Origin of the sequence: Psychrobacter sp. S4(2024) (assembly GCF_036861305.1) — a bacterium.
Classification (GTDB): Bacteria; Pseudomonadota; Gammaproteobacteria; order Pseudomonadales; family Moraxellaceae; genus Psychrobacter; species Psychrobacter cryohalolentis.
This window is the reverse complement of sequence record NZ_JAZAQR010000004.1, coordinates 1-25,014: the sequence shown is the minus strand read 5'-3', so window position 1 is coordinate 25,014 and position 25,014 is coordinate 1. Positions and strand designations below refer to the sequence as shown.

Genomic DNA, 25,014 nt, shown 5'->3' with positions numbered 1-25,014 from the left:
AATGCCTATATGCCCTCTATTTTAACGAATGTATTTTTCGCTTGATGGCAGCTAGTGGCATTTTACGATTTACTGCTACCCTCTTTTTGCTTTTGTCTTACAGGTCACGTTATGAGTCAACTTAATCCCAAACAACAAGAAGCCATGCTCTACGTATCTGGTCCGCTACTGGTGTTAGCAGGTGCCGGCTCCGGTAAGACGTCAGTGATTACCCGCAAGATTGCTTATCTGATCGAAGAATGCAACATGCCTGCTGAGCGTATCACGGCGGTGACCTTTACTAATAAGGCGGCGCGTGAAATGAAAGCTCGAGTCAGTAAGCTACTACCGAGTGAAAAGACCCGTGGTCTAACGGTTTCAACCTTTCACCAATTTGGGCTGCAGTTTCTGCGATATGAGCTGCTTCATACGCCATTGAAAGGCAATTTCTCCATTATGGACAGCGACGATAGCAAGCGTTTGCTAATGGAGCTTATGATGCGTGATAACTTAAGCGGCGCTGAGAGTCGTGAGTTGGTTGGCAAAGCGATAAAAATGATTTCTGATTGGAAAAATGATTTGATTGAGCCGGATAAGGCGATGGAAACCTTAGACGATCCAGAAGATATGATTTTTGCGACGCTTTATGCACTGTATGAGCGCAATTTACGGGCTTATAACGCGGTTGATTTTGATGATTTGATTGTCTTACCGACCAAAATACTGCGTGAAAATCGAGAGCTACGTGATAAATGGCAAAACCGTATTCGCTATTTGCTGGTCGATGAATATCAAGATACCAATACCGCTCAGTATGAGATGATTAAATACTTAGTCGGACCGCAAGGACGCTTTACGGTCGTTGGTGATGATGACCAATCTATTTATGCATGGCGCGGTGCTAAACCTGAAAACATGGGATTACTTAAAGAGGATTTCCCAAAATTAAAAATCGTCATGCTTGAGCAAAACTATCGCTCGACCACGCGTATTTTGACCTCTGCTAATGCGGTTATTACTAACAATGAGCATTTATTTGAAAAGAAACTCTGGTCAGATAAAGGTCAAGGCGAAAAAATCCGTATTATCAATTGCCGTAATGATGATGATGAGTCTGAGCGCGTCGCCAAAGAAATCGTCACGCATAAATTGCGCTTTGGTAATGAGTGGGAACAATATGCCGTTCTCTATCGCAGTAACTTTCAGGCACGGATGTTAGAGGCGCAGTTGCGTCAATTGCAAGTGCCTTATAAATTATCCGGTGGTCAGTCGTTCTTTGCCCGTAGCGAAATCAAAGACGTCATGAGCTACTTACGTCTGATTTTAAACCCAGAAGACGACAGTGCTTTTTTGCGCGTGATTAATACGCCCAAGCGTGGCATGGGACCAGCAACGCTTGAAAAGCTTGGCTTATTTTCACAAGAACATAGCATCTCACTACTGGCTTCTTGTACGCATGCCGGTCTGGCCCACGTTTTACCGTCGAAATCTTATAGTACTTTAAAGGAGTTTGGCGATTTCATTGAGCATTATACTCGCGAGCTTGATCAACATCCTGACCCTGTGCCAATTGTCCGTCAAATGATTGATGAGACCGGTTATATTGATTTTGTGCGCAGTGACTCTAAAACGCCGCAACAAGAAAAAAACCGCATCGATAATATCGATATGCTTTACACCAGTATTCAATCGCTGATTAATCGCGCCGAAGAAGACGAAGACCGTACCATTGATACCATCATTCGCAAGCTGGTATTGCTTGATATGCTGGAGCAGCAGCAGGAAGAAGAAAACACCAATAAAGTTAATCTAATGACCTTACATGCGGCAAAAGGCTTGGAGTTTGACTTTGTTTATATCATGGGGCTTGAGGAAGAGATGCTACCACATCGCAACTCTATCCTAAGTGAGACGGTCGAAGAGGAACGGCGCTTGATGTATGTGGGCATTACTCGCGCGCGTCGCGAGCTAACTTTGACACTAGCCACTCAGCGCCGTGCTGGTGGTCAAATGCGCGTCACGTCTGAATCAAGATTTCTAGATGAGTTGCCAGAAGATCATATCGATTGGCCTGCCAAAGCAAAAAAACAAAAAGCCACCAAAGATCCCGCAGCAGTTGCTGATGAATACTTGGCTAATATTCGGGCTTTATTGGGCAATCGATAATGTTTAACCATTAAAAAGCTAACAAATATAACTCACTTATTGAACGTTAAGCTTAGCTCTTAATCATTATTATTTATCCATTTTGAAAACTTGGAACTTTTATGCCCGCTCCTACGCCGAATTCTGCACGACCATCGACACGACAGGGAGATTATAATCCGGCTGAATCTAACGCTGAGTATAAATTACTCTATTTGCAAGAGTTGGTTGCGGACAAGGCGTATGAGGCGATTACTGAGTTTTTAGGGAAGCAGTCAGAATATGAGATTGCCAACTTACTAGAGTCGTTCCCGACTCAGAGCCGACTACTGATTTGGGCACAAGTCCCAGAGAATATCAAAGGTGAAGTATTAGCTGAGCTAGAGTTTGATACACGCCAGCCATTGATGGAAAATATCTCGTCAAAAGAGATATCGCTGTTTACCCAAGATCTTGATGCACAAGACATCTCAGAGATTTTAGACACCGTTACCGAAAGTGTGCGTACTTCAGTGATGGCAACTTTGGATGAAGAAATACGCATTCAAGTCAATAAACTCGATACCTATGCCGACTGGGAAGTTGGCAGCTATATGGATCCTGAGCTTATTCAAGTCCAAGAAGATATGACACTAGCTGATGTTCAAAACTGGCTGCGAGAAGATATTGAGCTGCTCGATGATGAAAGTCAAGAGCTATTGGTTGTCGATCAAAGCCAGCAACTGCTTGGCTTATTAAGTCTGGCTGATTTGATTAAGCATGACCAAAGCACCTTAGTTGCTGATTTAATTGATAGCGCTATTACCATCAATGATCGCTTGGACATTCAAGATGCGGCGGCGATTTTTCGCTCAGAAGACATTCGTTTTGCCCCAGTGATTAACAGTCATGGCGAACTGGTTGGTCAATTAAACGGTGAGGACATCATGGAAATTATCCAAGATGATGTCGACAGTACCATGAAAAACCTTGCTGGTGTCAGTCAAGACGAAGAGCTGTTCGCACCTATTTTGACCAGTGCAAAAAGCCGTAGTATTTGGCTTGGTATCAATTTATGTACGGCACTATTAGCTGCGGCTGTAATTGGGCAGTTTGAGGAAGTATTGGCACAAGTGGTGGCACTGGCGATTCTTATGCCCGTAGTTGCCAGTATGGGCGGTATTGCAGGCTCGCAGACGCTTACTGTCGTCATTCGCGGTATGGCAATGGGACAAATCGGTGGCTCTAACCGCGTATGGCTATTAAATAAAGAGCTGTGGGTTGGGGCGATAAACGGTATCATATGGGCGATAATTATGGCGTTTATTGCGCAATTGTGGTTTCATAACATTAAAATCAGCGCGGTCATCGGTCTAGCGATTGCGATTAATATGACCGCTGCCAATGTCTCGGGCATTAGTATTCCACTGATGCTAAAGCGCATGAATATTGATCCGGCGTTGTCTGCCTCTGTTATCCTCACCACGGTAACGGATATTGTTGGCTTTATGTCGTTTTTGGGCCTAGCAAGTATACTGATTCTTTAATCAATCGCTTATTAAAATTTAGAAACCAAAAGTTAAAAATCATCAGCTATTTATAAAAATAGTTGTTGTTAAGCAATTAAATTTAAAAATTAGGGCACGCCCTAAATTCATTCTATTTATAAAACCATTAAATCGTTAAGTGAGTGCGTTATGCAAGCTGTACAAGTTAAAGTCTTAAACCCTAAAATCACTGAAGATAAAGCGTTTTCTTTGCCTACTCGTGCCACTGACGGCAGCGCAGGTATTGATTTGCGCGCTTGTATTGATGAGCCTTTAACGATTAAAGCGGGTGCCACGCATTTGATTGGTACTGGTTTGGCGGTTTATATACAAGATCCTAACTTTGCAGGTATGATTTTACCGCGTTCAGGTCTTGGACATAAGCATGGTATTGTTTTGGGTAACTTGGTTGGACTTATCGATGCTGATTATCAAGGTGAGCTGATGGTCAGTATTTGGAATCGTAGCCAGGAAGACTTTGTATTAAGTCCTGCAGAACGCATGGCACAATATGTGGTTGTCCCTGTTGCCCGTCCTGAATTTGAAGTCGTGACAGAATTTAGTGATACCAGCGCACGTGGTGCTGGTGGTTTTGGACACTCCGGTCGTCAGTAGTCATTATCATTTGCTCTAAATTATATAGTCTAAATCGCATAACCTAAGCTGTATAAAAAACTATCAGCGATTTATTTATTATTCATATTTATCACGATAATAAGGAAGTAAAAGATGCCGTTTTTTGCTGCGCAGCACTCCTTATTTCGTGCCTATGATATTCGCGGTTCGCGCCAGTATTTTAATGATGACTTTGTTCAAGCTTTAGGGTATGCCTTTGCGCATCTTTATAACGTGCCAAATCAGTCTCCAATAGAATCTAATTTTGATAAAAGCACATTTGCGCCAAATTTGACTCATCGCACGCCTAGCCAAAAAGCTATCGTCGTGATTGGCTGTGATGTACGTCGTGATAGCGATGTCATTGCTTACAGACTTGCTAATACATTGAGCGAATGTGGCTTACAAGTTATCCAGTTGGGACTGATTACCACGCCTATGATGGTATTTTGGGCAGAGCAATATCAGGGACATGGCATTATCGTAACTGCCAGTCATTCTGCGAGAGATGTTTTAGGTGTTAAATGGTTGGTCAACCATCAATCCCCTAGCATTGAAGACATTCAGGCGCTTTACCAGCAAGTTATTCATCAGCAGTTAATTGAACGTTCTTTAGACAACAGTATGCTTGAAAAAAGTAACTTCCATAAAGGCTGCCTGCAAGAAAACGGGTTTAAAACTACTGATTTTCAAAAAGTGATTGATAAAGAAGATAATCAAAAAGGCTATAAAGCGTCAAGCACTCCACAACATGTAGTGGATAACCCTATTAGCAATCAGCAAATGTCTTTATCGCCTGAGCAAGTAGCAGCGCATTATATTGATGCTATTGTGCAAGTGTTCAAAGCACTCTATCCGCATGATAACCAATCATTTCTTACCAAGCTAGATTTGATGGTTGTTATCGATTGCATGCATGGTGCGACCAGTCATATCGCGCCACAATTGTTTGATCGTTTTTGCCACTGTGTCATCATGCTTAATGACACGCCTAATGGAGATTTCCCTACTGGCAATCCCGATCCTACTGAACCACATCGGCTCAAACAGTTGCAGCAAAGCGTAATTAATCATCAGGCAGATATAGGTATCGCCTTTGACGGTGATGGCGACCGACTAATGATCGTCGATAATACAGGCAAGGTAGTCACACCCGATCACTTACTCTACTTATTAGCAAAGGTGATATTGACTGAGCGTCCAGTCGCTTGTACCCAGTTGCAATCTCCGCCGCAAATTCTCTTTGATATTAAATGTTCGCATCATTTGCCGAAGCTACTGACTGAGCTTGGCGCAGAACCTATCATCAGCAAAACTGGCAGTAGTCTAATGCGCCAACAGATGCAGGACTCTGCTGGGCAAATCGTATTTGCTGGAGAGTTATCGGGGCATTTTATCTTTAACGACAGTCGCTTTATTGTCTATGATGATGCCATATATGCAGCTTTAAGACTGTTGCATTGGCTGGCAGCTGATAACTCAAATAGTCTAAATCCTACAACAAATCTTGCTAATATCATCTATCAATTACCAAACATTGTCAGTACTGCCGATCATTATTTACCGCTGCCAGTAAGTGCGTCAACTGATTGCTCAATCATTGAGCAGCTAACTCGACTATGCGTGTACTTACAACAACTCATAAAAGTAACCGCTCCACTGTCTATCCAGGCTGAATATCAAGTACTCAGTACCTGTCAGCGGACGCTTTGTAGTTGCTCTATAAAAAGCCTCCCTATTAGCATAGAGCAAGCCAAAGACTTATTGCCAATAGGTACAACTCTGAGCTGTATTGATGGCGTGCGTCTAGATTTCGCCCATGGTTTTGGGGTCATACGTCAATCTAATACCAGTCACAATTTAACCGCGCGCTTTGCAGGAGACAGCATGGCACATCTACAAGATATTCAAGCAAAATTTGCCGCGCTATGTTTGCCTTTTGATGAAAATCTAGCTGCGCAGATTGTAGCTATTTCCCCTCAGTAGTCAGTTATCAAAACTATTTTTTTATCACAAATGTAACTTTGTTATTTATGACCTTTTATAACAACAACCAATCGCTTAACACCGTATTTTAGGAGTTTATAATGACCTTGAATTTAGATGAAGCCAAAATTACTGCTGAAGTCTTGACCACCGCCCTGCCCTATATTCAACGCTTCGTCGATAAAATCATTGTGGTCAAATACGGCGGCAATGCCATGACCGATCCTGCGCTTGAAAGCTCATTTGCCCGAGATATCGTCCTACTCAAAACCGTTGGTATGCATCCTGTGGTCGTACATGGTGGCGGTCCACAAGTGGATAATTTATTAAAAGAGCTTGGGCGGCACTCAGACCGTATCGATGGGATGCGCGTTACTGACAAGGACACCATGGATATCGTCGAGATGGTACTTGGCGGCAATGTTAATAAATCGATTGTGAGCTTGATCAATAAACATGGCGGCTGCGCCATCGGTTTGACGGGTAAAGATGCCAACTTAATCTTGGCTAAAAAATTGATGATGGAAAAAATCGGCGCAGATGGTGTTGCTGTACCGGTAGATTTAGGCTTTGTCGGGGATGTGGTTAGCGTCAATAAAGACGTGATTAATATGCTGATTGCTTCTGACTTTATCCCTGTTATCGCCCCTCTTGGCGTCGATGAAGAAGGCAATACTTATAATATCAATGCCGATTTGGTCGCTGGTAAAGTCGCCGAATTCTTGCAGGCAGAGAAACTCATGCTATTGACCAATATCAAAGGGGTACTGGGTCGTGATGGCGAAGTCGTGACTGGTTTGACGCCTAAGACTGTGGACAGCCTAATTGAAGATGGTACGATTTCAGGCGGCATGATTCCTAAAATTCAGTGTGCGCTTGATGCGGTTCGTAGTGGCGTAAAAAGTGCCGTTATCGTCGATGGCCGCGTACCGCATGCGACGCTGTTAGAGATTTTTACCAACGAAGGTGTTGGTACACTAATCAGTCGAGATCTAGGCTAATCATTGGCCGAATAGCAGGAGTAAGTCATGGCATTGTGGCTTTGGTGTCTACTTTTTATCTTAGAAAGCTCGTACTGCTGGTGGATTATTGGCTATGGTGGCGCAAAATGGATAGAAGGGTGGAAGTCATTTTTCCTCATTGAGTGGTTTGCACTAGATTGGAATGCCGAACAAATTCGCTTTTACATCTTGCTTATATGGCTCGCAAGTGTGATTTGGTTTATTTTAGGTGTTATAAAGCCCGAGCTAAGAGGTTCTTAGCTCGGGCTTTATTGATGGTAGCAGTAGGCTTTTACGAAAAAACTTTATCAAACTCGGCTTCATCAAAGCCACATAATAATATTGGCTGATTTTTATCTACCCACGCACCTTCAACTATCGGACGCTTAATCATACTGGTATTTTCAATAAGTAAATCAATGGATTTATCCACATCGCTATCCGCCGCTTGCTTTTGAGCATCTTCTAGCTTACGCCATGTCGTTCCGCGCTTGTTTAATACTTTATCAATACCTAGGCTATCCACCCAGCGCTGTATCGTTTCTTTATCAATATCTTGTTTTTTATAATCATGAAAGTTATAGCTAACGCCCAACTCATCAAGCTTGGTAAAGGCTTTTTTCATGGTGCTACAAGATTTGATACCGTAAATAGTGATGGTCATAATGTCTCCTTGTCAATGAACGTTACTGTTTATTATACTCAAATAATGCTTGAAGCTGGCACATGGCAAATGTAGATATCGGCAAGCGCCGAATATAAGCCGAAAAGCCACTAGGTAATCAATGAAAGGCGACATCCTATCGTCGCAATTTTCGCCAAATTACGCTATGCTATGGCATTATAAAATTTCACCCCATTTATCTGTAATAACCGATTCCGAGCCAACTATGACCAACGCCGTAACAGCAGAAACTGCTAATACTAACCATGCTAATAATACTTCTAGCGACAAGACCCAATATCAGCCGCAACTTATCGAAGCGCAGCAGCAAGCCAAATGGGCAACAGATAAGCGTTTTGAAGTCAGCAATGAGCTAAGTGATAAACCAAGCCGTTATATGCTGTCAATGTTCCCGTACCCAAGCGGCAAACTGCATATGGGTCACGTACGTAACTATACCATCTCTGATGTGTTGAGCCGTTATTATCGCCTTAAAGGTTATGAAGTCATGCAGCCAATGGGCTGGGATGGTTTTGGCTTGCCAGCAGAAAACGCGGCGATTGCCAATCAGACGCCGCCTGCTAAATGGACGTTTGAGAACATTGACAGCATGCGCGCGCAGCTAAAATTGCTTGGCTTGTCTATTGACTGGTCACGTGAATTTGCCACTTGTAGCCCTGAATATTATCAGTGGGAGCAGTGGTTGTTTTTGCAGTTATATAAAAAAGGCTTGGTCTATAAAAAGCTTGCAACCGTCAACTGGGATCCAATCGACAATACTGTATTAGCCAATGAGCAAGTCATCGATGGTAAAGGCTGGCGCAGTGGCGCTATGGTCGAAAAGCGTGATATTCCGATGTATTATTTTAATATCACTGATTATGCTGATGAGTTGCTTGATGATTTGGATCAGCTAGAGGGTCATTGGCCTTCTGAAGTTATTACCATGCAGCGCAATTGGATTGGTCGTAGCTCAGGTATGGAAGTGCATTTCCCTTATGAGCTGGCTGGCCAAAGCAATAGCTTAGACGTCTTTACCACTCGCCCTGATACCTTGATGGGTGTCACTTATGTTGCCGTTGCTGCAGAGCACCCGCTAGCCCAATATGCCTCCGAGAATAATAAAGCGATTGCAGATTTTTGCGCCCTTTGTAAAAAAGGTTCGGTTGCAGAAGCTGATCTTGCTAAAGCCGAAAAAATCGGTATGGATACGGGTCTAACCGTGACCCATCCATTGACTGGCGAAGAAGTGCCTGTTTGGGTTGCCAATTATGTACTTATGAGCTATGGCTCAGGTGCGGTAATGGCAGTACCTGCTCACGATGAGCGCGACTATGAGTTTGCAACCAAATACAACTTACCGATTAAACAAGTCATTGACATTCCTGCAGGGTATTTCGATGATATAGAAGAAGGTAATGACAATCGTGCTTATACCGAGCGTAATACCTTAGTCAATTCAGGTGAGTTTGATGGCATGGATTTTGAGCAAGCGTTTGCAGCCATGCTTGCTAAGCTTGAGCCACAATCTCTTGCTAAGAAAAAAATTCAATACCGTCTACGTGATTGGGGTGTCTCGCGCCAGCGTTATTGGGGCTGCCCGATCCCAATGGTTAACTGTGAGCATTGCGGCACCGTGCCAGTTGAAGAACAAGATTTACCGGTTATCCTACCAACTGACGTCGTCCCTGACGGTCGCGGCAATCCGTTAAAAAACATTCCAGAATTTGTAAATACTACTTGTCCTAAATGTGGCAATCCTGCTGAGCGCGAAACCGATACCTTTGATACTTTTGTGGAATCAAGCTGGTACTATGCCCGCTTTGCCAGCCCAAATGATACGACCAATATGGTCAATAAGTCTGCGGCGAATAAATGGTTACCAGTTGACCAATATATCGGTGGTGTAGAGCACGCCGTCATGCATCTTCTTTATGCACGCTTCTTTCATAAGTTGATGCGTGATGAAAACTTGGTATCAGGTGATGAGCCATTTGCCAATTTAATGACCCAAGGTATGGTACTTGCGGGCACCTTCTATCGCGTTAATGCTGATGGCAGTACTACCTATTATTTCACTAAAGACATCGATATTGACTTTAACGAGCGCGGTCAGCCCATTAAAGCCATCTTAAAATCAGATGGACAGCCAGTGACGATTGGCAAAATCGAAAAAATGTCTAAGTCAAAAAACAATGGCGTCGATCCACAGATAACCATCGATAAATATGGCGCTGATACCGTTCGTCTTTATACCTTATTTACTGCCCCTGCTGACCAAACGCTTGAATGGTCAGATGACGCACTCAAAGGCCCTTATAACTTTGTTAAAAAGGTCTGGCGCATTGCTTCTGAGCATATGCAAGCGTTAACCGCTGCCAATTTAAGCCTTGATACTCTGAATAACGGCACGCTCAATAGTGACGCCTTAAATACAGAGGGTTTAAGCAAAGAAGCCAAAGCCTTGCGCCGTAAGACGCATGAAACTATCGGCAAAATTGATAGTGACTTGGGTAAGCGCCTAGCACTAAATACCCCTGTCTCTAGCCTGATGGAACTTGCTAATGAGCTGAGTAACTTTAAAGCTAATAGCGAACAAGAGCTACAAGTACAGCATGAAGCCTTGATTGATTTATTGATTATGCTGTCGGTATATGCGCCGCACATTGGCGAGCACTTACTTGAGCAATTAGGACTTGATACCGTCACCTTAAATTACCCTGCGGTCGATGAAAGCGCACTGGTACAAGACATGATTACCATGGTGATTCAGGTCAATGGTAAAATGCGCGGTAAGATGGATGTAGCACCAAATAGCGACCCTGAGCAGCTAAAAGCACAGGCACGCGCGATTGAAGGTGTGGCAAAGTTCCTGACCGGTGATATCAAAAAAGAGATCGTCGTACCTAATAAACTGGTTAATATCGTGGTTGCTGGCTAGAAATAATTAAACGCGGATGTTTTAGGTTTTCTTATCTTAATAAGAATAGCGATTATGACGGATAAGCACCATGCTATGCCGTCATATCAAACAACATGTAAGGGAAAAAGCACATGCCTAACAAGTCGAATAGACAGAAACTAGCGACCGCATTACTTGCATCTCTGCCAATGCTTGCCATCGTTGGGGCGACTGCCAGTCTTAGTGGCTGCGGCTTTCAACTACGCGGTTATGATGCGCCCATGCTGTTTGATGTGGCGAAGACCGCGGTAATTATCGAAGATAATCGCACCGCATTCCCACTGAAGCTGCCTCTCACAAAACGCCTTGAGGCATTGGGCGTTGATGTCATTACTAACATGACATTGACTGATGTGGCTAGTAACAATCAAAACGTAGGCGCTGAAACCATCGCTGCGATTACCGTCAATAACGTACGTTTTAAGCGTTATGAATTGGTCGGCGTATTAACAGAAATTCGCTTAGTGATATCAGCCGATGTTAGCTATCAAAGCATAGATAATGGTAAGCCTATAACGCTCAGTAATCCGATTCAAGTTGAACGTAGCTATCAGTATAACGAAGCGTCAGTGAGCACCGATGATCAGCAAGGTGATCAAATTCGTGAATGGCTCTATGACAGTTTAGCAAGACGTATCACCGATCAATATGTCGCGATTGCATTGCCAAAGGTGACACCTGCCAGCGCCACTACTTCTGCGCAAATCGGTAAAGGTACAGGCGCTACGGCGATTCTTGTACCCAAACCTTAATATGGCTCAAATGTAGCTTAGCAATTTTTTGGCTTTGCTTTTTTATTCACAACTTTGTGTGCGTCAGCATTTTATGCAAGATACCTTTATACAAGCTTATCCAAAGCTACAGCAATCCTCAGTTGCTGTAGCAGGCTTGTGGCTAGCACATGGTGATGAGCCATTATTAAGTCAATGGCTCATCGATGCGCTGCGTCCACATTGGCGCGCGCAGAATTACGCCATTAAGCGTATTGAGCTTATATCGGTTAAGAGCTGGCAAGAAGTATTGTCAGAGCTTGGCAGCCAGTCTTTATTTGATGATGCTAGTGCCTTGATTGTCACAGGCAACCATAAACCTGATAAGGCAGTCATTACAGAACTTGAACGCTTTGCACAGGATGCTCAAGCAGGCAGCCACAGTCATAGCTTATTATGGTTGACCCCAAAACAAGACAAACGCGCTCAGAGCAGCAAGTGGTTTACGCCATTTGCGCAATATGGTCACGTCATCGACTGTAATTTGTATAATGAGCAGCAGCGTCAGCAGTTATTGCAAATACAAGCGCAGCAGTTTGGCTTAAAGCTATCGCAAGAAGCGTGGCAGCTACTCATGTCACATACTGAACATCATTTGCTCAGTGCCTATCAAACCTTATGGCGCTTATCTTATTTGTTTGCCCCACAACTCATGGCAAATAATGATGCTGCCATTCAAGAAACTACAAACTCTAGCCTGCACCTATCGCAGGTCGCACTAGATATTAATGACTTACAAGCGGCATTGGTCAGCGATGCGCAGTTTAGCGTGTTTGATTTGTCCGATGCGATGCTCGCCGGTAATAGTACGCAAGTCGCCAAAATTATATTTCAGCTAAAAGCAACAGATGAGCCCACTACCTTGGTACTTTGGGCAATCAGTAAAGACATGCGTCAGATTATACAATTGATGGATGGGCAAGACCCACAAGCATTGGGCATTTGGCGTAGCAAACAAGGTTTGTACCAACAAGCTTGCCGTCGTCAGTCAAAAGCCCAAACAGCCGCATGGCCTGCTCTGCTTTATCGCTGTGATCAGGCAATTAAAGGTCTTATTATCCAGCCAGCATGGGAGCTATTACTACAAGCTGCGTTAGAGTTATCAGGAAAACGTTTGTTCCCTACTAAATAACCAAAGTGATGAATTCTTAGTTATTTATCAGTCAGCAACTAATAGCACCTCTAAGAACGATATTATTTCTTAACCTGCTTTTTCAACGATAAACTTCCTGTACAAATCCAAATCTCCTCTGCAAAACCTGCCTCAATATCTCTTCTTAACCTTTCGCAAACTAACTCCCATTCCCTTTTGTCCATCGAGCCTCTATTATAGTTACATTTGATTTTCTTGTTATTGGATTGTCGTCATGCGCAAAATTAGCAAAAACTCTGCTATTAAATGGGGCATTATTGCCCTCGTCATCATCGCTTTAGGGGTTTTAGCCTACAAAACCTTAAAAACAAAAGAAGTAACACCCAACTATCTAACAGCGACTGCTGAGATTGGCGATATCGAAAACAACGTTATGGCATCGGGTAAAGTTAAGGCTTTAAATACCGTCGATGTTGGTGCGCAAGTATCTGGTGAAGTGACGCGACTATTCGTTGAAGTCGGTGATGAAGTGCAAAAAGGCGATTTGATTGCGCAGATTGACCAAGTAACGCAGAAGAACAGTCTGAGCAATGAGCAAGCAAGCCTTGAGCAAAGTGAAGCGGCGCTACAAAGTGCACGAGCTGAGTCATTAAGTCGTCAAGCAGGTTTAAAAAGTGCGCAGGCAGATCTTGCCAGCCGCCAAGCTGAGTTAAGACAAGCGCAAGCAGATTTTTCACGCTTGCAAGGCTTACTCGCTATCGACGCGATATCACAGCAGGATTATGATACTCAAGGGACAAAGGTACAAACTGCGCAGGCAGCAGTCGCCAATGCGCGTGCCTCTATCGATACTGCTAAAGCCGCTATTGCCACTACTGCAGCGAATATCAATAGTCAACAGGCGGCGTTACGTAAATCTCAAACCAACGTCAGCACCGCGCAAGAAGATTTAAGCTACACCACCATTCGTGCGCCGATGTCAGGTACTGTAGTATCGGTAACGACTGAGCAAGGGACGACGGTCAATGCCAATCAAAGTGCACCGACCATTGTGACCTTAGCTGATTTATCTACCGTACGCATCAATGCCCAAATCTCTGAAGCTGATGTCATTAATGTCAAAGCGGGCTTGCCTGTTTATTTTAATATCATCGGTAATCCCGACCAAAAATATGATTCGATCCTTAAAGCGATTGAACCGGCTCCTGAGAAAATCAGTGATACCAGCTCGACCGATGCCGCCATTTATTACGTTGGTTATATCGAAGTGCCCAATACCGAGCGCCGCTTTCGTATCGATATGACCGCGCAAGTTTATATCATCATTAACCAAGCAAAAGACGCGCTGCTTATCCCTTCTGCCGCACTGCAACCTGCCGGTAAAACTGGAAAATCTAAAAATTCAAAAAATGTTAGTACTAAGAATACTGTGACGAATGTTGACAGTGATTCTACGGCGACTATGGCAAATGTACGCGTTCTTAAAGCTGATGGCACAGTGGTTGAACAAGCTGTCAAAGTCGGTATTAATAACCGCGTCAATGCGGAGATATTGAGTGGTCTTAAAAAAGGTGACGAGGTTATCTTAAGCGAAGAGGGACCAGATAGTGGCAGCAAAGGCAGTGGTGGCAGAGGCGGCCGACCATTTTAGCCCTAACTCCAGAATCAGATAGAACAAGATTTAAATGAATTTAAATTAGCGACAAATCAGCTTTGATATTGATTAAGATAAGCAGGATAGTAAATGAGCAGCCAAGATCTTTATGCTAACGCCGTTACTGATAAGCCTTTGATGCAAGTCAAAGGCTTGATTAGAGAGTTTAAAGCCGGCGAGCAGACCATTCGTGTATTGCACGATATCAATCTAACCATCCATCAAGGCGAGATGGTGGCTATTATTGGACAATCAGGCTCAGGCAAATCAACCTTGATGAATATTTTGGGCTGCTTGGATCAAGCGACTGCCGGCGATTATCAAGTATTTGGTCAATCCGTGAATCGTTTAGCCCCTGATGAGCTGGCAAAACTGCGCCGTGAACACTTTGGTTTTATTTTTCAGCGTTACCATCTATTGGGTGACATCAGTGCCCGTGACAATGTCTCTGTGCCTGCCGTCTATGCAGGGATGGATGGTCAAGCGCGCAATGAGCGTGCCGAAAAGCTCTTATCAGACTTGGGACTGGCGGACAAAGTCAATAATCGCCCAAGCCAGTTATCGGGTGGTCAGCAGCAGCGTGTGTCCATCGCAAGGGCATTGATGAACGGCGGTGATATTATCCTAGCGGATGAGCCGACAGGCGCGCTAGATAGCAAGTCAGGCAAAGATGTCGTACAAATTTTAAAAGACTTAAATGCGCAAGGTCATACCATTATTATGGTAACGCATGACCCCAGTCTTGCTGCTCAAGCTGAACGCGTGATTGAAATCAAAGACGGTTATATCATTGCCGATTATAAAAACGAAGACTATCAGCGTCCAGCAGCACAACCTGCGTCGATAATAGACAAACACCGTAAAAGTGCGTTTGGCAGCTTTATCGACCGCTTACTTGAATCATTTAAAATGTCTTTACTTGCTATGCGGGCGCACAAAATGCGTACCCTGCTGACAATGCTAGGTATCATCATTGGTATTGCATCTGTGGTATCGGTCGTTGGACTCGGTAAAGGCTCACAAGCGCAGATACTGTCCAATATCAGCTCACTAGGTACCAATACCATCACCGTCACCGACGGCTACCCTTACGGCGATCCTAGACGTCAGTATAATGATGATAACTTGACCCCACAGGATGCCCAAGCGGTTGCAGATCAGCCTTATGTACTTAGTGTCAGTCCACAGCTGAATAGCAATATGAGCGTCCGCTATCGTAATGTCCAAGAAGCCGCCAGTATCAGCGGAGTAGGTAAAGATTATCTCGATGTCAGTGGTGAAACATTGGCAATGGGTCAAGGCTTTGATGAACAAAGCATCTTACGCCGCACCCAAGATATTATTATCGACAGCAATGCACATAAAACCTTTTTTCCTACTATAGCAAACCCTATCGGTGAGGTACTATTGATAGGTAGTGTTCCTGGACGCGTGATTGGGGTACTGGAGCCAAACGAAGGCGGGTTTAGTAGAAGCGTCGACACCCCTACTTTATATATGCCCTATACCACCATGATGTCACGGCTCATAGGCAGCGCCTATATCGAGAGTTTTATTGCGCTGATTGATAATAACATCTCCTCTTCTGCCGCTGAGTCTGCCATCTCAGATCTGATGACAAGCCGTCACGGTACCGATGATTTTCGCATACGTAACTCCGACTCTATCCGTCAAACCATTGAGTCTACAACGGCAGCATTGACCTTGCTGATATCCTCTATCGCCATTATCTCGCTGATTGTCGGCGGTATTGGCGTCATGAATATCATGCTGGTATCCGTGACTGAGCGCACCAATGAGATTGGCGTACGTATGGCAGTCGGTGCTCGTCAAAGCGATATCATGCAGCAGTTTTTGATTGAAGCCATTTTGGTCTGTATATTAGGTGGTTTATTAGGCATTGGACTGGCATTTGCTATTGGCGAACTGATTAACCGTGTTGGTGGTGATAGTTTTAAAGTCATTTATTCTTCGACCTCCATTATTGCCGCCTTTGTCTGCTCAACGCTTATTGGCGTGGTTTTTGGCTTTTTACCAGCACGCAATGCTGCCAAATTGGATCCAGTAGAAGCGCTCTCTAGAGATTAGTAAGATATTAAGCAAAAATTTTCAAACATCATTTTTAAAATAACAAACTATCCGCGATAATAGGTGACTCGATAGCCAAATAAGAGTCAAAGTTAAAAAACATTCATTATTATCTAAGATTTTTAACTTTTTTGCTGATTCGGGGTTGTATTTGTCTTAATTATATATATAATGTGCTCTCACGTTTAGAGATACAAATTATCTAAATGTGAAACGAGTTTGATGCCTCTTTTGATATTGAGTAGTCAATAAAGAAAGACCTTAAGCTTACCGAAAATTCCCTTAAAAGAATTTTCACTTGTAGAGTTAAAAAGCAGTGCTTTTTTTATACTCTTCAGGGCCGATAGCTCAGTTGGTAGAGCAGTTGACTTTTAATCAATTGGTCCCGCGTTCGAGTCGCGGTCGGCCCACCATCTTTAGTATTACCCTTATTATGTATGCTACCCTATCCGGTAGTAGTGTAATAAGTTTAAAGACATCCTTTTTGATGTCTAGTTTTAATAAATTTCCCTTTAAGGAAATTTATCTTGCGAAGCTAAAATTGTCATGCAATTTTTTAACGCTTCTCAGGGCCGATAGCTCAGTTGGTAGAGCAGTTGACTTTTAATCAATTGGTCCCGCGTTCGAGTCGCGGTCGGCCCACCATATTTGAAAAGCCCAATCATTTAATGATTGGGCTTTTTTTTGTTTGTATTATTTGATTAAGGAGTATCTACTCTTTTACGAGCAAATTTAACTTGTGCAAGCATGAGCTTAAAACCATTTTGTAACGTTGTTTTGCGTGGTTCATTCGGTGCCCGTTCTATCAATTTTTCGAAGTCTTTATCGCTAAGCTTAACTCTTTTATCATGTGCCAGTAATAAAGTATCTGGTTGCAGGGCTTTTACCTTGTCCAATGACGTACGGTAAGCGTCAGGTAAGGTAATTAAATAAGGCGAGACAAATCTATTTTTGATGATTAATATGAGATCTGCGGTATACGCCTGCTTGCTTTGCGGATGCCATAAAGACAAGTCTCGATCGGTATGCCCTGGCGTCTCCAAGACGATCCAATCGTCAAAACTTGGCACACGGTCACCATCTTTAACAGTGATATCCGCTTTTAAAATGGGGTGATACCAGACGTTGGTCATAGACTTATTTTGGCGACTGGCGACATAATAAGTCAATCCCAAATCATTTAGATGGGAAATTCTACCCAAAACACCATGATACCAAGGCTTGTCGGACATTGCGGTAACTATCTGACAGCCAGTTTTTTGCTGCAACAACTTAGCGCCGCCCGCATGATCGGGATGCATGTGAGTGACCATGACTGTCTTAAGTTGCTCAACTGGACGTTTTAGAGTGTCGGTAATATACGCTAAAATCTTATCGACATCACATCGACACCCTGAATCTAATAATAATAACTTGTCAGGATAAACCGCCATATACGTTGTCTGAATATATCCCTCTATCGCAACGATATCTACTAAACTCATAATATCCCTTTATCTAATATAACGCTTATATTAGCCATTTAAATATCCATATATGAAAGCAAAGGCTATATTTAACCAGCTTATTCATTGCCGTATTCTTGATGTTATTAAGCAATATGATTGATTATTATAACGTTCAATAAAGATTTAGAAGTGATATTCAGTGAACGCTTGTGACTAAAAATTATTTAGGCTGAAGAATAAAAAATTCTCATAAAAAAACCCAGCACAGTGGCTGAGTTCATTGTTGGAGATTTAAACACGAATATATTAAGCCAAATTAAGCTAAGTCACGAACCTTTGGCTCACGTTCCCATAAGCGCGATTTGGCATTTTCAATAAAGACGTCTACATCAGATAGTGGCGTGACAAAGGCATCTTTTTCAATCGGTAGTTTACTTAAGATAAACTCATCTGTCGCCCCGCAATAAGAAATCGCTTTACAGTGCACATAAGCGTCGGTGAACCAATCTAACGTGGCACTGTCTTTAGCCAACTTCTTAGCTTGATCAGGCATGATGATACTAACCACAGCATCAAACATCACGGACGGACCTCCTGCTACGCGCTCATCAGCTTGTATGATAGTATCATCGTCCAATTTGACTTCCTTATTCGGTGCAATAATTTTGACACTGGCACCTTGCGCTTGCGCTGCCTTCTCATACTTCTCTATTTCACTATGCTTTGAACCTTCTGCCACCAAAATGCCAATCATGCGACCCTTTAAGCTCTTAGGTGACAGACCAATCGTTCTTACGGCTGGAGAGATTTCCATATCTTGAATAGGTGCGGCCGCTTCAGCAGCTTCCGGCAGCTCCATACCCAACGCTTTTGCCACACGACTTGCCAAATCTTCATCGATATTACGTAAATGGCTAAGCGTACGACTACGGACGTGCGCTGTATCTACTTTACCTAGCTCAAAAGCATAGGCTGAGGCAATATGTGCTTGTTCAACTGTCGTTTGGCTGCGATAGAACATACGTGGCTGACTATAATGATCCGCGAAGCTCTCAGCGCGCACGCGACCTTTAACACCATCATCTAGCGTCTCAGCAAAAGATGCAAAACCTTTTCTCACACTCTCACGTGGTCTGGTAGGATCAAGACTTTGTGGCTCATAAAGCACGCGCGTTTTTGGCACTTGCATCTGCATATGACCATCTTGCTGATTATTAGCAAATGGACATTTTGGTGCATTGATTGGAATTTGTGCAAAATTCGGTGAGCCTAAGCGCGATAACTGAGTGTCCAAGTAGCTGAACAGACGACCTTGTAATAAGGGATCATTACTAAAATCAATACCCGGCGGTACATGCGATGGACAGAAAGCTACTTGCTCTGTTTCAGCAAAGAAATTATCAGGATAACGATTTAGTACCATTTTACCGACGATTTTGACGGGCACCATTTCTTCTGGAATCAGCTTGGTCGCATCTAAATGATCGAACGGAAAGTCATTGGCTTCTTCTTCCGTGAATAATTGCACACCAAACTCCCATTCAGGGAAATCACCGTTATTAATCGATTCAAACAAATCGCGGCGATGATAATCAGGATCGGCACCAGAGATTTTTACCGCTTCATCCCATGTCGTTGATTGCACGCCGAGCACTGGTTTCCAATGGAAACGCATAAAGGTACTTTTGCCTTCTTTATTAATTAGGCGATAACTATGAATACCAAAACCTTCAATCATGCGTAAGCTACGTGGTATCCCGCGATCACTCATCAACCAAATGACGTTGTGCATGGTTTCAGGACTTAATGAGACAAAATCCCAAAACGTATCATGAGCGGACGCCGCTTGCGGAAAACCACGATCCGGTTCAGGTTTGACTGCATGGACAAGGTCTGGAAATTTCATTGCATCTTGGATAAAGAAAATCGGCATGTCATTACCGACCAAATCCCAGTTGCCTTCTTCGGTATAAACTTTGACTGAAAAGCCACGTACATCACGCGGTGTATCTTTTGAGCCTTTACTACCTGCAACAGTTGAAAAACGCGTAAATAGTGGCGTTTGTTTTCCAATCTCAGTCAAAATTTTAGCCGTGGTATATTCTTCTAATGACTCGGTCAGCTCAAAATAACCGTGTGCGGCACTACCACGCGCATGCACAATACGCTCAGGAATACGCTCATGGTCAAAGTGATGTATTTTCTCACGTAAGACAAAATCCTCCAATAGCGTTGGACCGCGCGGTCCGGCTTTGAGTGAGTTTTGATTGTCCGAGATTGGCACACCCTGTTGGGTAGTCAATACTTTGGTGTCATCACCTGCACGTTGATGGGTTTCACCACCATTGCCACGTTCCATATTCATGTCTTTAGCGGGGTCAGTATGATCAATATTCTTATTCATAAAATATCCTAGCTAGCTGATGAGTAAAAATGGACTATAACTAGACCATTTAATAAGCACTAACACAGTTTTTATATCCGTAGCGATAGTGGCTACTTCAAATGTCCGTTTATTTTCTGTGTTGTAGCACGGTTAAAGATAAAAACTGATTCAAGCACTCTTGAGATAGCAATGCTGAGCTCAACAATTATCTTACTCAAAAATTTTGCTCAGGTATGTCAACTATATGGTTAAGCGTGTTGATATTTGGTTAAGAAAATCAGGCATTAGTTAAATTTATAAACGATAGAAACACTTATTATTTTTAACAATATAGCGTTGTTATGTCGTTATTCTTTACGCTATCCTGTAAAAGGTGTCTGCTCATTAGGGTTAAAAGGGTGGATCGGTTTTGAAATAGGCTATTTTTCACTGACATTTTTTAACTAACATAATGAGGCTACCCATGACATTCACATCCACTTCTATTAAATCATCTAAGCGCTACGGCGAAAAACTATTGTACAGCGCCTCTGTAGGCTTAACAGCACTACTACTTAGCCAAACAGCGGCAGCGATTACCACTAAAAATGTCACTTATACGGTAGATAATCAACCCTATGAGGGCTATTACGCCAAAGCCGATAAACCCAATGCGCCATTTATATTACTGATTCATGATTGGGATGGGCTCACCGATTATGAGCGCAAGCGCGCTGATATGTTGGCAAGTGAGGGCTATAACGTACTGGCTGCTGATATGTTTGGTAAAGGTATCCGCCCGACAACTATTGAAGATAATAAACGCCTAACCGGTGCACTATATGACGATCGCAGCAAAATGCGCCGCTTACTTCAAGGCGCATTGAACGCTGGTCAAGCGCAAGGCAATGATGCACGCACAGGTGTAACGATGGGCTATTGTTTTGGCGGTACGGTTGCTTTAGAGTTAGCACGCTCAGGATTCCCACAAAAAGCGTTTGTCCCTTTCCATGGTGCCTTTGACACCCCAATAGGTCAAAGTTATGATAAGACGACTGGCGAGATATTGGTATTTCATGGCTCTGCGGATGAATCCGTTTCCCTTGAAAGCTTTGCCACTTTGGGTAAGACGTTAGAAGCGGCAAAAGTGCCACATGAGATGCTAACCTATAGTGGTGCGCCACATGCCTTTAGTGTGTTTGGCAGCGATAGATATGATGCCCGTGCTGATGAGCGTTCTTGGAAACGTTATTTAGATTTTTTAGCAGAAGCCTATAAATAATTTGACTGTATATAATTTATATATAGTAAATTCAGTATTAAAACGATACAGCGGAATGGGAATAAATTTTTCGCAGCCTCTGTCGGCGTAGGCACAGCACGCCAGAAATATTTATACCTGTTACGCGTTGCAATATAACGAATATTTTTTATTTGGGATCAATTATAGATATAAAAAAAGACCTCTCAATCAAGATCTTATAACGATCGATTAAGAGGTCTTTTTATGCCAAAGATTCGTTATCTAATTTTTTGAAATACCAATAGCTGGTTATTAGCAGGCATCGCATATTTATCAGATAGTTTTAGCATATGTGTATTTGCCAAAGCTATTATGTCTTCTAAATGACGAATGCCGCTCTTTGGATCGCGTTGTCTGAGACTACTATCAAACTGCTGATTACCCGCGCTGGTATAATGTCCGTTTTCATTAAATGGTCCATATACGATTAACTTTCCATTTATAGGTAAAGCCTCACCTACTAACTTAAATAATTGCTCAACCAGCAACCATGAGATGATATGCAGAGTGTTAGCAGTAAATATCGCATCATAGGGCTGACTGCTAGCAAGACTCATCGGTAATGAATCCACTGCCAAATCAAAAGCCAGTGGTGCATATAAATTGGGCACAGGATAAGCAGTATGCCAAGCACTGATAGTGGCATGATGCGCTGACACATCACTAGTCTGCCATGTTAAATGCGCCAATCTCGGTGCAAAATACACACTATGCTGTCCTGTTCCTGAACCCACTTCCAATACATGATTAAAATCTTGCAATTCCTGCTGTAAAATTTCTAAAATTGGCTGCTTATTATTTTCACAGGCTTGAGAAAACGGCATACCAACAGGAGCAATAGATTGGCTATGATCTAAATCATTATTAAACACTGCTAATATCCTTATATGCCTTCGTTATCACAGCTTTGATAGGAATAATGACTACAAGCAAAGCATTAAAAAACTAATAAATACCTGCCTCTACTCCAGCTGCCAGCGTCATAGCAAGCTCTTCGACTTGCTCAGTAAATGCCTCTTGCCAATCGCCTTGTAAAATCAGCGCTTCTTGAATCCATTCCCAACGCAGTCCTGTCGTAATCGTCTTTATAGCAAGCTTGGTGCCCGTACCATCATGCCCTGCTCGAATATATAACGCAAATGGCATGCCCTGCTTCTTCTCTAACACAGAATAGTAACAGCGATCAAAAAAGTCTTTGGTCAGCCCTGCCATATAAGCCAAGTTCTCAGTCGTGCCTAATAATAATGCATCGGCTGCCAATACATCTTCAGGCTGAGTATCTTGCGGCGACTTTAGCACCACATTGATATCTATATCAGGATGATTGGCACCGTCATAAGCCGCTTGGGCTAATTTTTTGGTATTAGGCGACGGCGCATGGGCAACAATAAGCAAGGTTTTGCTAGCCATATTAATCACCATTATTGAGGTTACTAGTTTTTGGAATTAGCAATTCTTGGAATTAATAGCTCTTAGAATTAATAGTCACCTTTTGCATAATATCAGGATGGATACTTTTTGCAACCGGACAAGTGAGCGCGGTGTTATAGAATATCTTTTGCGTCTTGTCATCTAACTCTTGATTAAAAGTAATGGCAATATGCACTTCAATAACGCGTCTTGGATCAGCTGCCATGATTTTAGTCACTTCAGCGGTAGTACCTGCGATATCAATCTCCATATCACGGGCTTTAATACCGATAATCGTCAACATACAACTGGCTAAGCTAGTTGCCAATAAATCAGTCGGTGAAAACGCTTCGCCCTTACCATGATTATCCGTCGGTGCATCGGTAATGATTTGATTATTCGACTGTAGATGGATGGCTTGGGTGCGTAAATCGCCTTGATAAGTTACTTTTGAAGTTGTCATAGGGTTCTCTTTGATAGGCTACCTTTCTTTAGAAGGTTTTGAATAGGATATTGGAAGATCATAAGTACTTTATATTTATTAGTCTACACGTATAACTTTAGGCTTAAATACTTTTATTAATAGTTATAACGTATTTGCACATTTTAATGCCCACACAATCACATCATCTCTTTCATATTGAGGTTGGCGACCTAACTCAAAGTTGGGGCACATGAAAAATACGAATTTTAATCTAGTGTTAGTCTCTAACACTTTGTTTATATCTTTTTTAAGCTTTTGATTACTTGTTGGAGCCACTGCAGCAAACACTTCAGCAGCTAGTTCCCCACATTCAGATTCTATGTCAGAACCTGGAGCAGTTCCAAGATTAAGTCGGAATGGAGCCAGTTCTGGGTATTCAATAAATAGAACTTCCAATGCATAGTATGATGCTAGATAAGTGAATGACTGGTTAATCTGTTCAATTATATTAAGTCCACGTTTAGAATTTAAAGGGTCAAAGCCTATACCGCCAAACTTCATCTTCGAGAAGAGCATTTGTGATGAATTTGATGTAATTTCAGATCTAATCTGAAATAAAGCCTTGTCCATTGATTCATACAATTTTTGCTCAAGCTGTTCAAGCTCTTTGATATCATTTACTGTGAAAGACTTGAGCATATATTTCCTCTTTACTATAATAACGAGCTAAGTGATATATTCATTAGAGAAAGAACATCTGAATTTTTCACGTTTTGAGCATTTTTCACAACTAAGTAGTAATCGTAAATTCTTTTCCAGTTTCAGGACATTTTTTATACTCTATCTTTACGACATAATCGTTACCAACAACTTCAAAGATTTTTATTAGTTGATCTAACGATAGCATATACAGCTTTTTGTTTTTATCAATATCGGAAGTGAAAAGAATACCATCGAATCCACCATCTTGGTTTATGCAAAGATTGAAGATAAAACTATGTATAACTCTACTTGCAATGAACCACAAATGCCGATTTTCTGACTGAGGTTTGTCAAAGTTGTAGATCTCATCAATCTTATGATTATTTAACCATGCAACATTGTTCTCTATATGAGGAAAAAAATCTAAATCATACTTTTGATTTTTGAGGCTATCTGTAATTTTAGTATCTGACTCTAATAATTTCCTAATCGAATAGAAACCAATAAAAACGCCTTGTTCAATTTTCACATATCTTTCTTTGTCAATTCCTTCAAGAGCTCGATACTCTTTAAATTTTATAGCGCTTTCTAAAAGAGGTTGCTTCCAATAGTAACTTTCGTGTATCACAATACTTCCTCATAGCTCTAGTGTCATAATAACTGATACAGCAAAAAGCTTATTAAATCAAGTCAGAACCAAGCTTACTCCAAACTCTAGCCAAAAGAAAACCCCCAACGAATTAACGTTGGGGGTTTATCTAGAATAGAGAGCTGACGATGACCTACTCTCACATGGGCGAACCACACTACCATTGGCGCGACGATGTTTCACTTCTGAGTTCGGGAAGGGATCAGGTGGTTCCATCGTGCTATTGTCGT

The 25,014-nt window shown here is 42.4% G+C and carries 20 protein-coding genes, 2 tRNA genes and 1 rRNA gene; 14 read left to right on the top strand and 9 right to left on the bottom strand.

What is annotated here, in order from left to right; all coding sequences use genetic code 11:
• Window positions 1-111 precede the first annotated feature (111 nt).
• From VLA57_RS10830 to VLA57_RS10805, 6 genes are all read left to right on the top strand, one after another.
• A complete protein-coding gene (locus tag VLA57_RS10830) occupies window positions 112-2,145 on the top strand; it encodes a UvrD-helicase domain-containing protein (RefSeq protein WP_011512923.1) in 2,034 nt (677 codons plus the stop codon).
• A 101-nt stretch (window positions 2,146-2,246) separates the two neighbouring features.
• Window positions 2,247-3,650: a magnesium transporter gene (gene mgtE / locus VLA57_RS10825; RefSeq protein ID WP_020442864.1), complete on the top strand. Its 1,404-nt coding sequence runs from the start codon at window positions 2,247-2,249 to the stop codon at window positions 3,648-3,650.
• Window positions 3,651-3,800: 150 nt separating this feature from the next.
• Window positions 3,801-4,265, top strand: coding sequence for a dUTP diphosphatase (gene dut / locus VLA57_RS10820; RefSeq protein ID WP_020442863.1), 465 nt, complete (start codon window positions 3,801-3,803; stop codon window positions 4,263-4,265).
• Window positions 4,266-4,379: 114 nt separating this feature from the next.
• Entirely contained in the window at window positions 4,380-6,251 is a 1,872-nt protein-coding gene (locus VLA57_RS10815) for a phosphomannomutase (RefSeq protein WP_333954913.1), read from the top strand.
• Between the two features lie 101 nt (window positions 6,252-6,352).
• Window positions 6,353-7,252 carry an acetylglutamate kinase gene (gene argB / locus VLA57_RS10810; RefSeq protein ID WP_333954912.1) on the top strand — a complete coding sequence of 300 codons (900 nt, stop codon included), beginning with the start codon at window positions 6,353-6,355 and terminating at the stop codon, window positions 7,250-7,252.
• 27 nt (window positions 7,253-7,279) lie between these two features.
• Window positions 7,280-7,513, top strand: a complete 234-nt coding sequence (locus VLA57_RS10805; RefSeq protein WP_133105509.1) for a hypothetical protein — start codon at window positions 7,280-7,282, stop codon at window positions 7,511-7,513.
• A 31-nt stretch (window positions 7,514-7,544) separates the two neighbouring features.
• Here VLA57_RS10805 and VLA57_RS10800 read toward each other — a convergent pair whose 3' ends face one another.
• Window positions 7,545-7,916 (bottom strand): Spx/MgsR family RNA polymerase-binding regulatory protein, encoded by a 372-nt coding sequence (locus tag VLA57_RS10800; protein WP_333954910.1) that lies wholly within the window; start codon window positions 7,914-7,916, stop codon window positions 7,545-7,547.
• Window positions 7,917-8,082: 166 nt separating this feature from the next.
• Between VLA57_RS10800 and leuS the strand changes: the two genes are divergently transcribed.
• From leuS to VLA57_RS10765, 7 genes are all read left to right on the top strand, one after another.
• Window positions 8,083-10,857: a leucine--tRNA ligase gene (gene leuS, locus VLA57_RS10795; RefSeq protein ID WP_333955000.1), complete on the top strand. Its 2,775-nt coding sequence runs from the start codon at window positions 8,083-8,085 to the stop codon at window positions 10,855-10,857.
• A gap of 113 nt (window positions 10,858-10,970) precedes the next feature.
• Window positions 10,971-11,630, top strand: coding sequence for an LPS-assembly lipoprotein LptE (locus tag VLA57_RS10790; RefSeq protein WP_263240644.1), 660 nt, complete (start codon window positions 10,971-10,973; stop codon window positions 11,628-11,630).
• Window positions 11,631-11,703: 73 nt separating this feature from the next.
• Complete coding sequence (gene holA / locus VLA57_RS10785) at window positions 11,704-12,780, top strand: DNA polymerase III subunit delta (protein ID WP_333954909.1); 1,077 nt, start codon at window positions 11,704-11,706, stop codon at window positions 12,778-12,780.
• A 235-nt stretch (window positions 12,781-13,015) separates the two neighbouring features.
• A complete protein-coding gene (locus tag VLA57_RS10780) occupies window positions 13,016-14,392 on the top strand; it encodes an efflux RND transporter periplasmic adaptor subunit (protein WP_333954908.1) in 1,377 nt (458 codons plus the stop codon).
• A 93-nt stretch (window positions 14,393-14,485) separates the two neighbouring features.
• The gene (locus VLA57_RS10775; protein WP_333954906.1) at window positions 14,486-16,483 is read left to right on the top strand and encodes a MacB family efflux pump subunit; all 1,998 of its coding nucleotides are present in this window, start codon (window positions 14,486-14,488) and stop codon (window positions 16,481-16,483) included.
• Window positions 16,484-16,820: 337 nt separating this feature from the next.
• Window positions 16,821-16,896: transfer RNA gene (locus tag VLA57_RS10770), tRNA-Lys, on the top strand.
• 156 nt (window positions 16,897-17,052) lie between these two features.
• A tRNA-Lys gene (locus tag VLA57_RS10765) sits at window positions 17,053-17,128 on the top strand.
• 56 nt (window positions 17,129-17,184) lie between these two features.
• Here the strand turns inward: VLA57_RS10765 and VLA57_RS10760 are convergent.
• Window positions 17,185-17,967 carry an MBL fold metallo-hydrolase gene (locus VLA57_RS10760; RefSeq protein ID WP_333954905.1) on the bottom strand — a complete coding sequence of 261 codons (783 nt, stop codon included), beginning with the start codon at window positions 17,965-17,967 and terminating at the stop codon, window positions 17,185-17,187.
• A 280-nt stretch (window positions 17,968-18,247) separates the two neighbouring features.
• Entirely contained in the window at window positions 18,248-20,335 is a 2,088-nt protein-coding gene (locus VLA57_RS10755; protein ID WP_333954904.1) for a catalase, read from the bottom strand.
• Between the two features lie 445 nt (window positions 20,336-20,780).
• On the opposite strand from VLA57_RS10755, the gene VLA57_RS10750 reads away from it, so the two are divergent.
• Entirely contained in the window at window positions 20,781-21,578 is a 798-nt protein-coding gene (locus tag VLA57_RS10750) for a dienelactone hydrolase family protein (RefSeq protein ID WP_201532458.1), read from the top strand.
• A gap of 239 nt (window positions 21,579-21,817) precedes the next feature.
• Here the strand turns inward: VLA57_RS10750 and VLA57_RS10745 are convergent, their stop codons facing one another.
• The 6 genes from VLA57_RS10745 to rrf all read right to left on the bottom strand — a co-directional run.
• Complete coding sequence (locus VLA57_RS10745) at window positions 21,818-22,423, bottom strand: DUF938 domain-containing protein (RefSeq protein WP_333954999.1); 606 nt, start codon at window positions 22,421-22,423, stop codon at window positions 21,818-21,820.
• A gap of 121 nt (window positions 22,424-22,544) precedes the next feature.
• Window positions 22,545-23,009 (bottom strand): flavodoxin family protein, encoded by a 465-nt coding sequence (locus VLA57_RS10740; RefSeq protein ID WP_333954903.1) that lies wholly within the window; start codon window positions 23,007-23,009, stop codon window positions 22,545-22,547.
• A 52-nt stretch (window positions 23,010-23,061) separates the two neighbouring features.
• The gene (locus tag VLA57_RS10735; RefSeq protein ID WP_333954902.1) at window positions 23,062-23,472 is read right to left on the bottom strand and encodes an OsmC family protein; all 411 of its coding nucleotides are present in this window, start codon (window positions 23,470-23,472) and stop codon (window positions 23,062-23,064) included.
• A gap of 123 nt (window positions 23,473-23,595) precedes the next feature.
• Window positions 23,596-24,132 carry a hypothetical protein gene (locus VLA57_RS10730; protein ID WP_333954901.1) on the bottom strand — a complete coding sequence of 179 codons (537 nt, stop codon included), beginning with the start codon at window positions 24,130-24,132 and terminating at the stop codon, window positions 23,596-23,598.
• Window positions 24,133-24,223: 91 nt separating this feature from the next.
• Window positions 24,224-24,763: a hypothetical protein gene (locus VLA57_RS10725; RefSeq protein ID WP_333954899.1), complete on the bottom strand. Its 540-nt coding sequence runs from the start codon at window positions 24,761-24,763 to the stop codon at window positions 24,224-24,226.
• A gap of 141 nt (window positions 24,764-24,904) precedes the next feature.
• Window positions 24,905-25,014, bottom strand: a 5S ribosomal RNA gene (gene rrf, locus VLA57_RS10720); the annotation flags it as partial.

Coding starts and splice junctions, on each gene's coding strand:
- VLA57_RS10830 (WP_011512923.1), top strand. CDS start 112: ATGAGTCAACTTAATCCCAAACAACAAGAAGCCATGCTCTACGTATCT.
- mgtE (WP_020442864.1), top strand. CDS start 2,247: ATGCCCGCTCCTACGCCGAATTCTGCACGACCATCGACACGACAGGGA.
- dut (WP_020442863.1), top strand. CDS start 3,801: ATGCAAGCTGTACAAGTTAAAGTCTTAAACCCTAAAATCACTGAAGAT.
- VLA57_RS10815 (WP_333954913.1), top strand. CDS start 4,380: ATGCCGTTTTTTGCTGCGCAGCACTCCTTATTTCGTGCCTATGATATT.
- argB (WP_333954912.1), top strand. CDS start 6,353: ATGACCTTGAATTTAGATGAAGCCAAAATTACTGCTGAAGTCTTGACC.
- VLA57_RS10805 (WP_133105509.1), top strand. CDS start 7,280: ATGGCATTGTGGCTTTGGTGTCTACTTTTTATCTTAGAAAGCTCGTAC.
- VLA57_RS10800 (WP_333954910.1), bottom strand. CDS start 7,916: ATGACCATCACTATTTACGGTATCAAATCTTGTAGCACCATGAAAAAA.
- leuS (WP_333955000.1), top strand. CDS start 8,083: ATGCTATGGCATTATAAAATTTCACCCCATTTATCTGTAATAACCGAT.
- VLA57_RS10790 (WP_263240644.1), top strand. CDS start 10,971: ATGCCTAACAAGTCGAATAGACAGAAACTAGCGACCGCATTACTTGCA.
- holA (WP_333954909.1), top strand. CDS start 11,704: ATGCAAGATACCTTTATACAAGCTTATCCAAAGCTACAGCAATCCTCA.
- VLA57_RS10780 (WP_333954908.1), top strand. CDS start 13,016: ATGCGCAAAATTAGCAAAAACTCTGCTATTAAATGGGGCATTATTGCC.
- VLA57_RS10775 (WP_333954906.1), top strand. CDS start 14,486: ATGAGCAGCCAAGATCTTTATGCTAACGCCGTTACTGATAAGCCTTTG.
- VLA57_RS10760 (WP_333954905.1), bottom strand. CDS start 17,967: ATGAGTTTAGTAGATATCGTTGCGATAGAGGGATATATTCAGACAACG.
- VLA57_RS10755 (WP_333954904.1), bottom strand. CDS start 20,335: ATGAATAAGAATATTGATCATACTGACCCCGCTAAAGACATGAATATG.
- VLA57_RS10750 (WP_201532458.1), top strand. CDS start 20,781: ATGACATTCACATCCACTTCTATTAAATCATCTAAGCGCTACGGCGAA.
- VLA57_RS10745 (WP_333954999.1), bottom strand. CDS start 22,423: ATGCCGTTTTCTCAAGCCTGTGAAAATAATAAGCAGCCAATTTTAGAA.
- VLA57_RS10740 (WP_333954903.1), bottom strand. CDS start 23,009: ATGGCTAGCAAAACCTTGCTTATTGTTGCCCATGCGCCGTCGCCTAAT.
- VLA57_RS10735 (WP_333954902.1), bottom strand. CDS start 23,472: ATGACAACTTCAAAAGTAACTTATCAAGGCGATTTACGCACCCAAGCC.
- VLA57_RS10730 (WP_333954901.1), bottom strand. CDS start 24,132: ATGCTCAAGTCTTTCACAGTAAATGATATCAAAGAGCTTGAACAGCTT.